Below are 13,411 nucleotides of genomic sequence, written 5' to 3'. Positions count from 1 at the left end.
GCCCGGGCCGGGCCGCCGTCATGACAAGCTCCCGCGAGGAGACGGTCCGCGCAGCGGACACGGAGAGAGACACCAGATGAATGTTGTAAACCTGCAGGATGAAGCGCGACAGGAAAACGCGCTGTTCGTCGTCGTGATGCTGCTGCTCGGCATGCTCGGGCCGACGGTGTTTCTCGGCCTGCCCGCGATCGTCGGGCAGGTCGAACGTCATTGGGGCTTCGGCGAAGCGGCGCTCGGGCTGTCCAGTTTCATCGAGGTGCTCGGCGAATCGACCGGCACGCTGCTCGTCGCGTTCGTGCTCGGCCGCCAGCCGGTGCGGCTCGTGCTGGCGGGCGCGGTGACGCTCGCGGCCGGTGCGAACCTCGGCACGCTCGCGACGCACGGGCTCGTCGCGTATTCGACGCTGCAGTTCATTGCGGGCGTCGGCTCGGGCGGATTGAACGGCATCGCGCTGCGCTACCTGTCGTACTCGCGTGCGCCGGAACGCAATCTCGGGATCATGCTGATGGGGCAGGTGATGTGGAGCATGGTGCTGCTCGCCTATGTTTTCCCGATGCTGAGCGGCACATGGGGCGCGCACGGCGTGTTCGGCTTCGTCGCGTGCGTGCTCGGCATGTTCGTGCTCGCGACGCCGCTGTTCCGGCGCGGCGAGACGATGGCCGCGCCGACGCCGGCCGGCGTGGCCGGCCGCATCGACCGCAAGGGCGCGATGCTCGTGCTGTGCGCGCAGCTTGCGCTGTACGGCGGCGTCGGCGTCGTGTGGACCTTCCTCGAGAAGATCGGCACCGATGCCGGCCTGAGCGGCAAGTCTGTGTCGCTCGTGCTCGGCATCGCGAACATCGCGAGCCTTGTGATCTGCGCGGCGATGCCGAAGCTCGGTGCGGGCGCGGGATTGCGCCGCTGGACGCTGGTGAATCTCGGCGGCTGCTCGGTCGCGGCCGTGCTGCTCGCGATGCCGGCGTCGGCCGCGACGTTCACGCTCGGCGCGATCGTGTTCATCGGCTGCTGGACCGGTGGCGCGCTGCTGATCTACGCGACGATTCCGCAATACGACCTGATCGGCAAGTCGGCCGCGCTGTCGCCGGGTTGCGTCGCGCTCGGCTATGGCGTCGGCTCGGTCGCGGGCGGTTCGCTGATCGAAAGCGCGGGCACGCAGTCGGCGCTGATCGCGGCGATCGTGCTGTGTGCGGTGGCGTTCCTCTGCTACGGGCGGCTGCGGCCAGCCGTGTTCGGCATGGAGCGCGCGCTCGCGGTGGCATCGGAGTGACGGTTGCGACGCGCGCTGCTGCCGATGGCGGCGCGGGTCCGGTTCGGTCCATCGGCGAGGCGGTCGGCGGGGCGCGTTCGCGCGCCGTGCCGGCCAGCCGGGCAACGCGCGTACGCGCAGCGGCTTGACGCATGTTTTCGAATACCTCCGATCTCGATCTCCGGCTCATCCGGGTCTTTCTTGCCGTCGTCGACGCACGCGGCATCACGGCCGCCGAGGCATCGCTCGGCGTGCGGCAGTCGACGATCAGCACGCAGCTGTCGGCGCTCGAGGCGCGCGTCGGCTTCAAGCTGTGCGATCGCGGGCGCGGCGGGTTTCGCCTGACGTCGAAGGGCGAACGTTTCGCGGCCACCGCGCGCACGCTCGTCGCGGCGACGTCCGAATTCGTCGCGCGCGTGCGCGACATCGACCGCAAGCTGGTCGGCACGCTGTCGATCGGGTTGATCGGGCAGGCGCCGCTCGTCGAGAACGCACGCGTGGCCGATGCGATCGGCGCGTTCCGCAAGCGCGACCAGGCCGTCACGTTCTCGATGAAGGTCGCGTCGCCGCAGGAGCTCGAGGAAAGCCTCGTCAACCACCAGCTCGATCTCGCGATCGGCTACTTCTGGCATCGCGTGCCGGGGCTGCTCTACACGCCGCTGTTCACCGAGCAGCAGGTGATCTACTGCGGGCGCGGGCATCCGCTGTTCCATGCGTCGCGTCCGGTGACGGCCGACGACCTGCAACTGCACGACTGGGTGTGGCGCACCTATCCGGTGCCGGAGGAGCAGTATCCGCTGCCGGAGCGGCGCGTGACCGCGAGCGCGGACAGCATCGAGGCAGCGACGATCCTGATCCTGTCGGGCGGCCATCTCGGCTACCTGCCCGCGCATTACGCGGAGCCGTTCGAGCAGCGCGGGCTCGTGAAGGCTGTCGGACGCACGACGTTCAGCTTCGATGTACCGCTGCATCTCGCGATGAAGCGCAGCACGAGCGACAAGCCGATCGTCGACGCGTTCTGCGAGGATCTGCTGCGCGCGTTCAACATCAAGGCGGCCGCGCTGGCCGCGTAAGCGCGCCGCGCGTTCAGCAGTCGACGAGCACCCAGTCGAACAGCTCGCGGCGCGTGCGCACGCCGAGCTTCGCGAACGCGCGCTTCACGTACGACTCGGCCGTCGACAGCTTGACGTCTAGCTGCTGCGCGGCTTCGGGCACCGAGCGCCCGCACAGCATCAGCCGGCAGATCTCGTGCTCGCGGCGCGACAGCTGCACGTCCTGCCGTTCGAGCCGCGCGTCGAAGCTCGCCTGCGACTCGGCATTCACCGACACCGCCGCCACGCGCCGTGCCGCGCAGGTGCGCGCATGCAGCTCGAACATCGGGAACAGCAGGTCGACCATCTGCCTGAAATGGAACAGCTCGTCCGTCGCGAACGCGGCGCGCCCGACGGTGCGCGCGAGCCCGAGCGCGTACTGCAGGTGCGCGTTGCCGTGCACGAGCAGGCATTCCTGTCCGATCCCGGGTTCGTCGAAGATCCGCCGGCGGAACTCGCCCTGCGCGATGCCGTCGACGTGGCGCTGCACGAGCACCGTGCCGGCCTTGCCGCGCAGCGGCGCGACCAGCGGGTCGCTCTGGCAATAGTCCTGGTAGTACACGTCCATCACGCGCAGCGTATCGGCCGCGAAGCGCAGGCTGCCGCTGCCGAGCCATTCGACGACGAAGCCCGTCGTGCTGCCCGTGTCCGCGCGCCAGCGTTCGAGGTGCACGGCGTCGGCGTCGATGCTGTCGTTGACGAACTCGGTGACCGCACCGACGAAATCCGGCGTGCCGACCGCGCGCAACGTCGAGCCGAGCGTGTCGGGGCGCACGCCGATCAGGTAATGGCCGCGGGCGGCAGGGTCGGGCTGGAGAAGTCGCATGGTCGGGGCGGGGCAGTCGAGGGACAGCGCGACGTTACGCGAACGCCGCGCAGGCGTCAGCCGGGGGTTCACCGGATAAACCCGGCGGATTTTGCGGGTTGTCCCCAAAACGACGACAAGACCGTGCGCACGGCGCCCGGAAATCGCAAAAGCCCCCGCGCCGGGGGGGCATACCGGTGCGAATCGTCTGTCTATAGTGAAAGTGCTTCGAAAACCTGATGACCACAAAGGACAGGCAATGCAGATTCAACCGACGCAGGCCGCCACGACGCCGGCGGATTTCGTTCTGACCAACGCGAAGGTCTACACCGTCGATCCGCACAAGCCGTGGGCGCAGGCCGTTGCCGTGCGCGACGGCCGGATCGTCCACGTCGGCGATACGGCGGCCGTGCAGGCATTCGTCGGCGCGCAGACGAAGGTCGTCGACGCGGCCGGCCGGCTCGTGCTGCCGGGCTTCGTCGAATCGCACTGGCACTTCGAGACCACCGCGTTCGCATTCCAGGCGTTCGTGAACTACGAGGATCCGCGGAAGGTGCTCGCCGCGCTGCGCGCGTACGTCGAGTCGCATCCGGACGAGCCGGCGATCACCGGGATGGGCTGGGTGCAGGCGACGATCCCGCCGGCGATGCTGCGCAAGGAAACGCTCGATGCGGTCTGCGCGGATCGCCCGGTGTGCCTGCTGTCGACCGATTTCCATTCGATGTGGGTGAACTCGAAGGCGCTGGAGATCGCAGGCATCAACGCGTCGACGCCGCCCGTTCAGGAAGGCGCGAGCTGGTTCGAGAAGGACGCGGTGACGGGCGAGCCGACCGGGCTGATCGTCGACGGCGCCGCGTATTCGCTGCTGATGCAGCGGATCAGCGCGGCCGGCCTGCTGCCGACCGGCATCGACCTGTACCTGAAATCGATTCCGCCGTGGCAGAAGAAGCTGTGCGCGGCCGGCGTGACGACCGTGTTCGATGCGGGCTTCTTCGACGCGAGCGGCGACCAGTCGCTGCTGTACGAGACGCTGCAGACGATGGAGCGCGCGGGCGACCTGAGGCTGCGCGTGGTCGGCAGCGTCGCGGTGATCGGCGAGATCGACGATCCGGTCGGCACGCTCGTCCGGTATCGCGAGCAGTACGACTCGCCGCTCGTGAAGGCGCGCGCGCTGAAGCTGTTCCTCGACGGCACCGAGGCGAACCACACCGCCTACCTGCTCGAACCGTACGCGGACCGCCCCGACACCTGCGGCGCGCCGACGATGCCGGCCGACACGTTCAACCGCTATCTGGTCGAGGCCGATCGCGCGAACGCGAACGTGATGGTCCATTGTGTCGGCGACGCGGCCGTGCGGATGGCGCTCGACGGCTTCGACGAAGTCAACCGCTCGAACCCGCCGCGCGATCGCCGCCACGTGATCACGCACGCGTTCCTCACGCATCCGGACGACATCCCGCGCTTTCGCCGCGCGGGCGTGATGGCGAACACGCAGCTGCAGTGGGGCGTGGTCGACGCGTACACCGAGCAGTTGCGCGACCACTACGGCCACGAACGCTGGAGCAACATGTACAAGTTCCGCACGTTCCTCGACGAAGGCGTGACGGTGTCGATCGGCATGGACGGCCTCGCGTGCCAGTGCCGCTGCCAGCACAAGCCGCTCGAACACATCGAGTCGGGCCATACGCGCCAGCTCGCGGGCGAGCCCGATGCGGCGGTGTTCCCGGACATCGCCGAGCGCCTGAGCATTCCGCAGCTGATTGCCGCGTACACGATCCACGGCGCGTACCAGCTCGGGATGGAACACGAGGTCGGCTCGCTGACCCCGGGCAAGCGTGCGGATCTCGTCGTGCTCGAGAACGACCTGTTCGAGGTCGGCCAGTACGACATCGGCCGCATCGACGTCGGGCTGACGATGATGGGCGGCCGCATCACGCACGTGGGTGACGATTTCGGCGCGCGCACGGGGATGCAGGCGAACTGACCGGAGATCGGCGGACGAAGCGGAGACGGAAGCTTTCAAACGGCTTCCGTTTTCGCCGTTCGGCGCATCCGGCCGGAACCGGATGTGCCGATTGTGCGGCGTGTCCCCCTATTGGCAGGGCAGACCGGCCAATTTCCTCTGGCTACATTTTTCCGGACCGAAGCACACACCGCTCGTCGCGAGCGGATCATGATATCGACGGAGGAAGACATGGCAGGGGACTGGAAACGACAACTGAAGACGGCATGCACGGCGCTCGCGCTGGGCGGGCTTGCATGCGCCGGCGTACCCGTTGCGCACGCGGCGGACGTCGTCAACGTGTACAACTGGGGCAACTCGATCGGCAAGGCGACGATCGCGAACTTCGAGAAGGCGACCGGCATCAAGGTCGTCTACCAGGAGTTCGATTCGAACGAGACGCTGCAGGCGAAGCTGCTGTCGGGCACGTCGGGCTACGACGTCGTCGTGCCGTCCGACATCTTCTGGGCACGGCAGCTGCAGGCCGGCATCTACCGCAAGATCGACAAGGCCCAGGTGCCGAACTACGGGCTGCTCGACCCGGAAATCATGAAGGTGCTGTCGAAGGATGACCCGGGCAACCAGTTCGGCATTCCGTGGACGTGGGGCACCGACGGGCTCGGGATGAACGTCGAGAAGGTGAAGGCCGCGCTCGGCAACGACGCGCCGCTCGACAGCTGGTCGCTGCTGTTCGATCCGAAGTATGCGAAGAAGCTGAAGAGCTGCGGCGTGTCGGTGCTCGATTCGCCGGTCGATGCGTTCGGGATGGCGTTCGTGTACCTGAAGAAGGATCCGAACACGACGAACCCGGCGGACTACCAGGCCGCGTACGAGCTGCTGAAGACGGTGCGGCCGTACATCACGCAGTTCAACTCGAGCAGCTACATCAACGATCTCGCGGGCGGCGACATCTGCCTCGCGCTCGGCTGGTCGGGCGACGTGAATTCCGCGCGGATCGCGGCCGCTGCCGCGAAGAAGTCGTATCACATCAAGTACGTGATCCCCAGCGAGGGCAGCGCGATGTGGTTCGACATGATGGCGATTCCGAAGGATGCGCCGCATCCGGACGCCGCGCTGAAGTTCATCAACTTCGTGCTGTCGGAGAAGGAGAGCGCGAACCTGACCAACGACACGTCGTATCCGTCGGCCGTGCCGTCGTCGCGGCATCTCGTGCGCGCCGAAGTGACGAGCGATCCGGCCGTGTTCCCGCCCGCCGACGTGATCCGAAAGCTGAGCCTCAGCAAGCCGGTTCCGCCCGAGCTGATGCGTCTGCAGAACCGTCTGTGGACGAAGCTGAAGACCGAGTAAGCCGGCCGCCGTTCCCCTACTCCCGTATCCCTTTTGCGCGCCCCGCCGCTGATCGCGGCGGGCGGGGGCGCGCTCGTCCCGACGACCACCCAGAACATGAAAATCAAACACATGACGGCGCTGTGCCTGCTCGCGTTCGACGCAGCCTCGGCATTCGCGCACACGCCGCAGGCGACCGACGCGAGCAGGATGAAGGCGCTGCAGGCGCAGGTCACCGCGCTGCAGCAACAGGTGAACGAGTTGCGTGCGGGCATGCTGGCGGCGAAGCCCGCCGGTGCGGCAACGACCGCCGCCGCCCCTGCCGCATCCGGCGGCGCGAAGATCGGCACGATCAACACGGCAGCGGCCGCCGCTGCGCCGGCGGCCGATTCCGCACCGGCCTTCACGAACGACGACCTGCAGCAGATGCGCGAGCAGATCGCGAATGCGTCGCTGAAGGTCGACTCGCTGCAGGAAGCCGCGACGACCGGCCCGCTGGCGGGCCTGAGCATCACCGGCTACGTCGATCCCGTGTACCTGTTCAACCGTGCGCAGCGCACGTCCGGCTTCCAGTTCCTGAACCACGATCCGGGCGCGTACGACTACTTCAACAGCACGATCGGCGATGTCTACCTCGACATCAAGAAGACCTTCGGCGTCGGCCCGATGGCGCCGTCGGCGGAGATCGTGATCCAGCCGAACCGCGGCTTCGGCAACGTGTTCAGCAATTCGCACGGCGGCATCGGCAACAACATCATCACGCAGGCGCAGGTCAACGTGCCGCTCAGCACGACGCGCACGTTCGAAGTCGGGATGATGCCGAGCCTCGCGGGCTACGAGGTGCAGCCGTCGAACCAGATGCTGACGCTCACGCACGGGCTGCTGTACGACTTCAGCGAGCCGGGCAATCTCGTCGGCATCGGGCTGAAGGGCTCCAACGCGGCGATGACGCGCTTCTGGCAGGTGATCGTCGGCAACGAGGTGCTGCGCACGGCCGGCGCGATCGCGAACGCGGCGAACAACACGACCAAGACCAACTGGACGCCGACGATCACCGCACGCTTCGACAACGCGACGTCGACGGCCTTCGACTTCGGCATCTCCGGGATGCTCGGCCGGCAGTCGCTGTTCTCGCCGTGCGCGGTGGCGGGCGGCTACGGTTACCAGTGCAACGGCTCGTCGCCGACCGGCCTCTACAAGTACGTGGAAGCCGACATGACCTATACGCACGACAAGACGCAGGTCAACGCGCAGGTCGACTACGGCGAGCTGCAGAAGGGCGCGTGGAACGGCGGCACGGCCCGCTGGTACGGGATGTCGCTGCTCGGCCATACGAAGTGGACGACGTCGTGGGTCGGCCGCATGGGCGCGACGCTGCGTTTCGACTACCTGAACAACACGGCGAACGGCGGCGGCGGCACGAACATCCAGTACGGGCTCGCGGGCGGCAACCCGTCGGTGAACGGGTCGAGCGGCTTCGGCATCGATCCGTCGTGCTTCCAGGGTTCGTCGACGAACGCCACCGAGTGCAAGGGCGCGCAACGCTATGCGATCACGGCTGACCTGCTGTTCTATCCGACGCAACAGATTACCGTGAAGGTCGAATACCGCCACGACGCGGCAAACCATCCGGTGTTCCTGAAGAGCAACGGCACGTACTCGCGCAGCAACGACCTGGCCGGGATGCAGTTCATCTACTCGTTCTGATCGCCGGCGCGTGCCGAATTTTCAGTACAACGCATCACATTCCGGGCCGTGCGGGCCCGGATCTCATTCGACACAGGAGGTTTGATCTTGAAGCTGCACACATTCGCGACCGACATCACCGATCCGCGTGAGCGGGGCCGCCTGATCGGCGCGCGCTTCGCGCCGGAGATCCGCGAGACGGTCGCGCTGTATCTCGCGTTCTTCCCGAAGCTCGGCATCGAGCCGCAGCGCGCGCGGGAGATCGGCGAAGCGAGCCTGGCCGTGCTCGGCGCATGGTGCCCGCGTCTCGCCGCCGAAGTCGAGGCGATCGCCGACGGCGTCGACCTGCCGCGCTGGCAGCTCGCGTGCCTGAACGCGCGCACCGAGATTCTCGCGACCGCACCGGCGTCGGCCGAAGGCGAGTGCTCGACGACCGTCTACGCGCCCGCCGGGCCGCACGCGCCGCGCACGCTGCAGACGTGGGACTGGCACGACAGCCTCGCGCCGCAGGGGCTGCTGATGCAGTTCGCGACCCCGCAGGGCCGCACCGTCAAGCTGTTCACCGAATTCGGGATGCTCGCGAAGCTCGGCGTGAACAGCGCGGGGCTCGGGCTGCATTTCAACATCCTGCACCACGCGAGCGACAACGACAGCGCCGGCGTACCCGTGCACGCGATCGCGCGGCGCCTGCTCGAAGACGCGACGACGGTGCAGGAGGCGATCGAGATCGCACGCACCGCGCGCGTGAGCGCATCGACGGTGCTGACCGTGTTCACGCGGCACGACGCGCACCCACGTGCGGCAAGCATCGAGCTGAGTCCGTCGGGTGTCGGGGTGGTCGTGCCGCGCCCGGACGGCTGGCTGCTGCATACCAACCACTTCCTCGATCACGCGTTGAGCGGCGGCGAATGCATGCCCGACAGCTCGACCACGCGCGAACGCTTCGCGCACCTGAACGAGGTCGTGACGGGCATGACGAGTGCCGACGTGCGCGAACGTGCGGCGGCGATGTGCGGTGCGGCCGGGGACGCGGCCGTCGTGTGTTTCCACCCGGACCTGTCGATGCCCGACACCGAGCGTTGGGAAACGCTGCTGAGCGTCGGTATCGATACCGACGCGTGCGCACTCGATTACGTGGCCGGCAATCCGCACGATCTCGCGCACGACGGGTTCACGCGGTTCTGATGTAGTACGCAGGCGGTAATAAAGCCGGGCGGCACGCACGTGCCGCCCTCGTGGTGCTCATGCGTCGATGCGCTCGACCTTGCCGACCAGCAAGCCGTACGACAGGCTGCCCGCGAGCGCCATCGCGGCGATGTAGGTGATCGCGCGCGAGAAGTCTGCGCCATCGACCAGCAGCCCGATCACGATCGGCGTCGCGATCGCCGACAGGTTGCCGATCAGGTTGAACATGCCGCCCGTGAGGCCGAGCAGCCGCGCGGGTGCAAGCCCCGACACGAGCGACCACGTGATCGATGCGAAGCCGTTGCCGAAGAACGCGATCGTCATGAAGGCGATCACCCAGCCCGTGGACGTCACGTAGTTCGCGCCGATGATGCAGGTCGAGATCAGCAGCCCCGAAATGATCGGCAGCTTGCGCGCGAATCCTTGCGATGCGCCGCGGCGCATCAGCCAGTCCGACAGCACGCCCGAGCACAGCACGCCGACGAACGCGGCGAGAAACGGCAGCGATGCGAGGAAGCCCGACTTGATGAAATCCATCCCGCGATACTTGACGAGGTAGGTCGGGAACCACGTGAGGAAGAACCACAGCGTCGAGTTCAGCGCGAACTGGCCGAGGTAGATGCCCCACAGCTTGCGCCGGCCGAGCACCACGCCGAGGTCGCGCCACGTCGACGGTGTGCGTTCGCTGCGCGCCGCGATGCGGTCTTCCAGATCGACGAGGCCGCCGCCGTCGCGGATCAGCGCGATCTCGGCCGCATTGACGCCGCGAAACGCGCGCGGCTCGCGATACACCGCATACCAGATCGCGGCCCACGCGATGCCGGCGACGCCGGTCGCGACGAACACCATGTGCCAGCCGAGATGCACCTGCAGCCACGCGAGCACCGGCGTGAGGAACGCGAGGCCGACGAACTGGCCCGACGTGTAACCGCCGATCGCGCTCGCGCGCTCGCGGGTCGGGAACCATGTCGTGACCACGCGGTTGTTGATCGGGTAGGCGGGCGCTTCGAGCGCGCCGACCGCGAGACGCAGCACGATCAGCCCGACGAACGATCCGGCGAACCCGAGCAGCAGCGTCGCGGCCGACCACAGGGCGAGCGCGCCCGCATACAGCACGCGCGGCGACACCTTGTCGACGAGCCAGCCGCCCGGGATCTGCATCAGTGCGTAGGTCCAGCCGAATGCGGAGAACACCAGGCCCGCGCGCACGGGGTCGATGTTCAGCTCCTTGAACAACGCCGGCGCCGCGATCGACAGGTTGCTGCGGTCGAGATAGTTGATCACGACCGTGATGAACAGCAGCGCGAGGATCAACAGGCGCTTGCGGCTCGGTGGCGTGGTGGCGGTCGCTGCCGCTGCCGCGCGGGCGGCGGATTCGGATGAGGTGCCGGCGTGCGCGGGTGGCTGTTCCGGCGGATTGGCATGGGTGCGTGACGCGGATTGGGCCACGGTCGTCTCCTGTGTTCTTTGCCCGGCCGCCGCCTGCGGGCGGGGCGGCCGAATCGAATGGCGTTGGGGCGAACGTTAGAGCCGTGGAACGAAGGGCGTCAACATTTGAGCAGGCATCCCTATTAATGGGATGTTGGGCGTTCAGTATGTGGGAAAGGGCGGCGAACGCGCCGCATCGCGCATCAGTCGGCCGTCGCCTCCTTCGCACTGATCCAGCCCTGCACGGCGCCGGCGTGCGGATTGCGATACCGCACCTTGAGCCACTGGAAATCGTCGCTCGCGTCGATCAGCTCCAGCGTGTCGCCCGCGACGACATAGCGGCGCGTGGGCGCATCGGTCATCGCGTCGTGCAGCGGCAGGCGCGCCGGGCGCACCTTGAACATCACCTTGCCGGCGTCGTAGCCCTGCGGGCGACGCGACACGCGCTTGCCGTGCTCGTCGTAGGTCAGCAGCATCGACGACGGGCCCGAATCGCCATCGAGCAGGTCGCGCAGATCGTCGGGTATCGCTTCGCTGGATTGATACAGGTACATCTTGCCGCTGCCGTCGAAGCGATAGGCATCGGTGTACCAGATCGGGCCGCCGCGGCACGAGCTGTACAGCGTGCGCTCCTTCGGCTTCGCTTCCACGTTGATCAGGTCGTCGCAATTGCCGTGCGGCACGTTGCCCGCCGGCATCGTCAGCGGCTCGAACCGCTGGCGCGCGGCGTTGTACAGGTAGATGCCGTAGCTTTCGTTGACCATGCCGAGCAACGCGTGCACGGCGAGATCGCGGTGGCCGTCGAAGTTGTAGTCGTCGGTCGCGAGGTGATAGTGGCCTTCCTCGTCGGTGGCCGTGACGTCGAGCGTCTGGGTCTTTCCGCTCGGCAGGAAGCGGACCGTGATGTGCGCGCTGTCGGCGCGCTCGACGCGGGCGGTGACGGTGTCGTCGACCTTGAACTCGAGCAGCGGTTTGGCTGCATGCGCGGCGGGGGCGATCGATGCGCAGGCGGTGAGCAGCAGCGCGGTGATGCGGGGGCGCGGGTGGAATCGCAGGGAGCGTTTCATGAGCGGTTGTCGGGACGAAGGGGCGTGTGCAGGCGGCCGGTTAGCGCGGCGTACTGTCGTCGCGATACCCGTTCTTGCCGACGAAGATCTCCTTCAGCGCGGCGCGCAGCGTGCCCGGATCGTACTGGCCCGGCGCGAGCCGGATCACGTAGCGCGTCTGGCCGTCGAGGCGCGCGGCGAGGCCCGGTTCGATTTCGACGTCGATCGTATCGTCGGTCAGGCGCACCGACAGATCCTTGACGCGCAGGGTGATCTGGTCGCGCACCATCACTTCGATCAGCGCGTCGTCCGGAAAGCGCGACAGTGCGAAGCAATAGTCCTGCTCCGCGTCGTGACAGTAGATGTTGGCGAAGCTTTCGTCGTCGTCGAGGTCGGACGTTGCCGCGCCGACGGTAGCATGAAGTTCCATGAACCTGATTCCTGCGTAATGGTTATCGGGGGGAGTGTATTGCTGCTTCGATCGCAGCCTCGGCTTCGGCTTCGGCTTCGGTATCTGCTTCGGGTGACGCATCGGCCTGCGCGTCGCGCGCCTTCAGCCACAGCCCGAATTCGCGCATGACGTCGACCACCGGCCGCAGCCGGTCGCCGTCCGCGGTCAGATCGTACTCGACACGTACCGGCACTTCCGGATAGACGGTGCGCCGGACGAGCCCGGCGTCTTCCAGCGCACGCAGGTCGAGCGTCAGCATGCGCTGCGAGATGCCCGGCATGTCGCGCCGCAGGTCACTGAAGCGCCGCGGCCCGTCGAGCAGGTACGACACCAGCAGCAGCCGCCAGCGGCCGCCGAGCAGGCGCATCGCTTCTTCAACGGAACATCCTGTCGCACTCGTTTTCATCGTGCCGAACCCTGGTCGGTAAATTTTTTGTGACTACGGCACAAACGACTGCCGTCTTCTCAGCCGTGTGCCGATGCGAGATATTAGCGCCCGCGTCGCGGCGAATCGATACATGGACAATTCACGAAGGAAACGCATGAAGCTCTATCACGCTCCCGGCAGCTGTTCGCAGGCGATCTGCATCGTGCTGCGCGAAGGCGATATCGATGCGGAGATCGTCAGGGTCGACGCGCGCAAGCATGTCGTCGAAGGCGGCCGCAACTACTACGACGTGACCGAACTCGGCTATGTGCCGCTGCTCGAACTCGACGACGGCACGATGCTGCGCGAAGGGCCGGTGATCGCGCAGTATCTCGCGGACCAGCGCCCGGAAGCCGCACTCGCGCCGGCCTACGGCACGCTCGCGCGCTACCGGCTGATGGAATGGCTCAACTTTCTCGGCACGGAGATCCACAAGGGCTTCATCCCGCTGCTGTACGCGGTGCAGGCGGGGAAGTACGTGGAGCCGGTGCGGCAGAAGCTCGACAGCCGTTTCGCCTGGATCGACCGCCAGCTCGACGGCAGGACATTCGTGACGGGCGACACGTTCACGGTTGCCGATGCGTACCTGTTCGCGCTCACCGGCTGGGGCAAGGCCGACTGGATGCGCTCCGTGTACAACGCGGACATCGACCTGAGCCGGCATGCGCATCTGCGCGCGTGGTACGAACGCGTGCGGGCGCGGCCGGCCGTGCAGCAGGTGCTGCAGGCCGACGCACGACCGAACGCATCCTGACGC

The 13,411-nt window shown here is 67.3% G+C and carries 12 protein-coding genes; 7 read left to right on the top strand and 5 right to left on the bottom strand.

Annotated elements, in window-relative coordinates:
* Positions 1–76 precede the first annotated feature (76 nt).
* Positions 77–1,267, top strand: a complete 1,191-nt coding sequence (locus AC5LXK_RS29995) for an MFS transporter (protein ID WP_493392266.1) — start codon at positions 77–79, stop codon at positions 1,265–1,267.
* Positions 1,268–1,398: 131 nt separating this feature from the next.
* The gene (locus tag AC5LXK_RS29990) at positions 1,399–2,319 is read left to right on the top strand and encodes a LysR family transcriptional regulator (protein WP_493392265.1); all 921 of its coding nucleotides are present in this window, start codon (positions 1,399–1,401) and stop codon (positions 2,317–2,319) included.
* Positions 2,320–2,332: 13 nt separating this feature from the next.
* On the opposite strand, the gene AC5LXK_RS29985 is transcribed toward AC5LXK_RS29990, so the two are convergent.
* A complete protein-coding gene (locus AC5LXK_RS29985; protein WP_493392264.1) occupies positions 2,333–3,163 on the bottom strand; it encodes a helix-turn-helix transcriptional regulator in 831 nt (276 codons plus the stop codon).
* Positions 3,164–3,401: 238 nt separating this feature from the next.
* Here AC5LXK_RS29985 and AC5LXK_RS29980 point away from each other — a divergent pair, with 238 nt between their 5' ends.
* From AC5LXK_RS29980 to AC5LXK_RS29965, 4 genes are all read left to right on the top strand, one after another.
* Positions 3,402–5,126, top strand: coding sequence for an amidohydrolase (locus AC5LXK_RS29980; RefSeq protein ID WP_493392263.1), 1,725 nt, complete (start codon positions 3,402–3,404; stop codon positions 5,124–5,126).
* A 210-nt stretch (positions 5,127–5,336) separates the two neighbouring features.
* Complete coding sequence (locus AC5LXK_RS29975) at positions 5,337–6,452, top strand: polyamine ABC transporter substrate-binding protein (RefSeq protein WP_493392262.1); 1,116 nt, start codon at positions 5,337–5,339, stop codon at positions 6,450–6,452.
* A gap of 96 nt (positions 6,453–6,548) precedes the next feature.
* Positions 6,549–8,138, top strand: a complete 1,590-nt coding sequence (locus AC5LXK_RS29970; protein WP_493392261.1) for a DUF3138 family protein — start codon at positions 6,549–6,551, stop codon at positions 8,136–8,138.
* An 87-nt stretch (positions 8,139–8,225) separates the two neighbouring features.
* On the top strand, positions 8,226–9,302 hold the full coding sequence (locus tag AC5LXK_RS29965; protein WP_493392260.1) for a C45 family autoproteolytic acyltransferase/hydrolase: 1,077 nt from the start codon (positions 8,226–8,228) through the stop codon (positions 9,300–9,302).
* Positions 9,303–9,359: 57 nt separating this feature from the next.
* Here the strand turns inward: AC5LXK_RS29965 and AC5LXK_RS29960 are convergent, their stop codons facing one another.
* The 4 genes from AC5LXK_RS29960 to AC5LXK_RS29945 form a co-directional block, all read right to left on the bottom strand.
* Positions 9,360–10,751 carry an MFS transporter gene (locus AC5LXK_RS29960; protein ID WP_493392259.1) on the bottom strand — a complete coding sequence of 464 codons (1,392 nt, stop codon included), beginning with the start codon at positions 10,749–10,751 and terminating at the stop codon, positions 9,360–9,362.
* A 182-nt stretch (positions 10,752–10,933) separates the two neighbouring features.
* Entirely contained in the window at positions 10,934–11,797 is an 864-nt protein-coding gene (locus AC5LXK_RS29955; RefSeq protein ID WP_493392258.1) for an XAC2610-related protein, read from the bottom strand.
* 40 nt (positions 11,798–11,837) lie between these two features.
* Positions 11,838–12,206, bottom strand: a complete 369-nt coding sequence (locus AC5LXK_RS29950) for a hypothetical protein (RefSeq protein WP_493392257.1) — start codon at positions 12,204–12,206, stop codon at positions 11,838–11,840.
* A gap of 22 nt (positions 12,207–12,228) precedes the next feature.
* On the bottom strand, positions 12,229–12,633 hold the full coding sequence (locus AC5LXK_RS29945) for a winged helix-turn-helix transcriptional regulator (RefSeq protein WP_493392256.1): 405 nt from the start codon (positions 12,631–12,633) through the stop codon (positions 12,229–12,231).
* A gap of 136 nt (positions 12,634–12,769) precedes the next feature.
* Here AC5LXK_RS29945 and AC5LXK_RS29940 point away from each other — a divergent pair, with 136 nt between their 5' ends.
* Positions 12,770–13,408 carry a glutathione S-transferase C-terminal domain-containing protein gene (locus AC5LXK_RS29940; RefSeq protein ID WP_493392255.1) on the top strand — a complete coding sequence of 213 codons (639 nt, stop codon included), beginning with the start codon at positions 12,770–12,772 and terminating at the stop codon, positions 13,406–13,408.
* Positions 13,409–13,411: the final 3 nt, after the last annotated feature.

It is taken from the genome of Burkholderia pulmonis (genome assembly GCF_984667975.1).
This window is presented reverse-complemented; position numbering and strand designations above follow the sequence as displayed.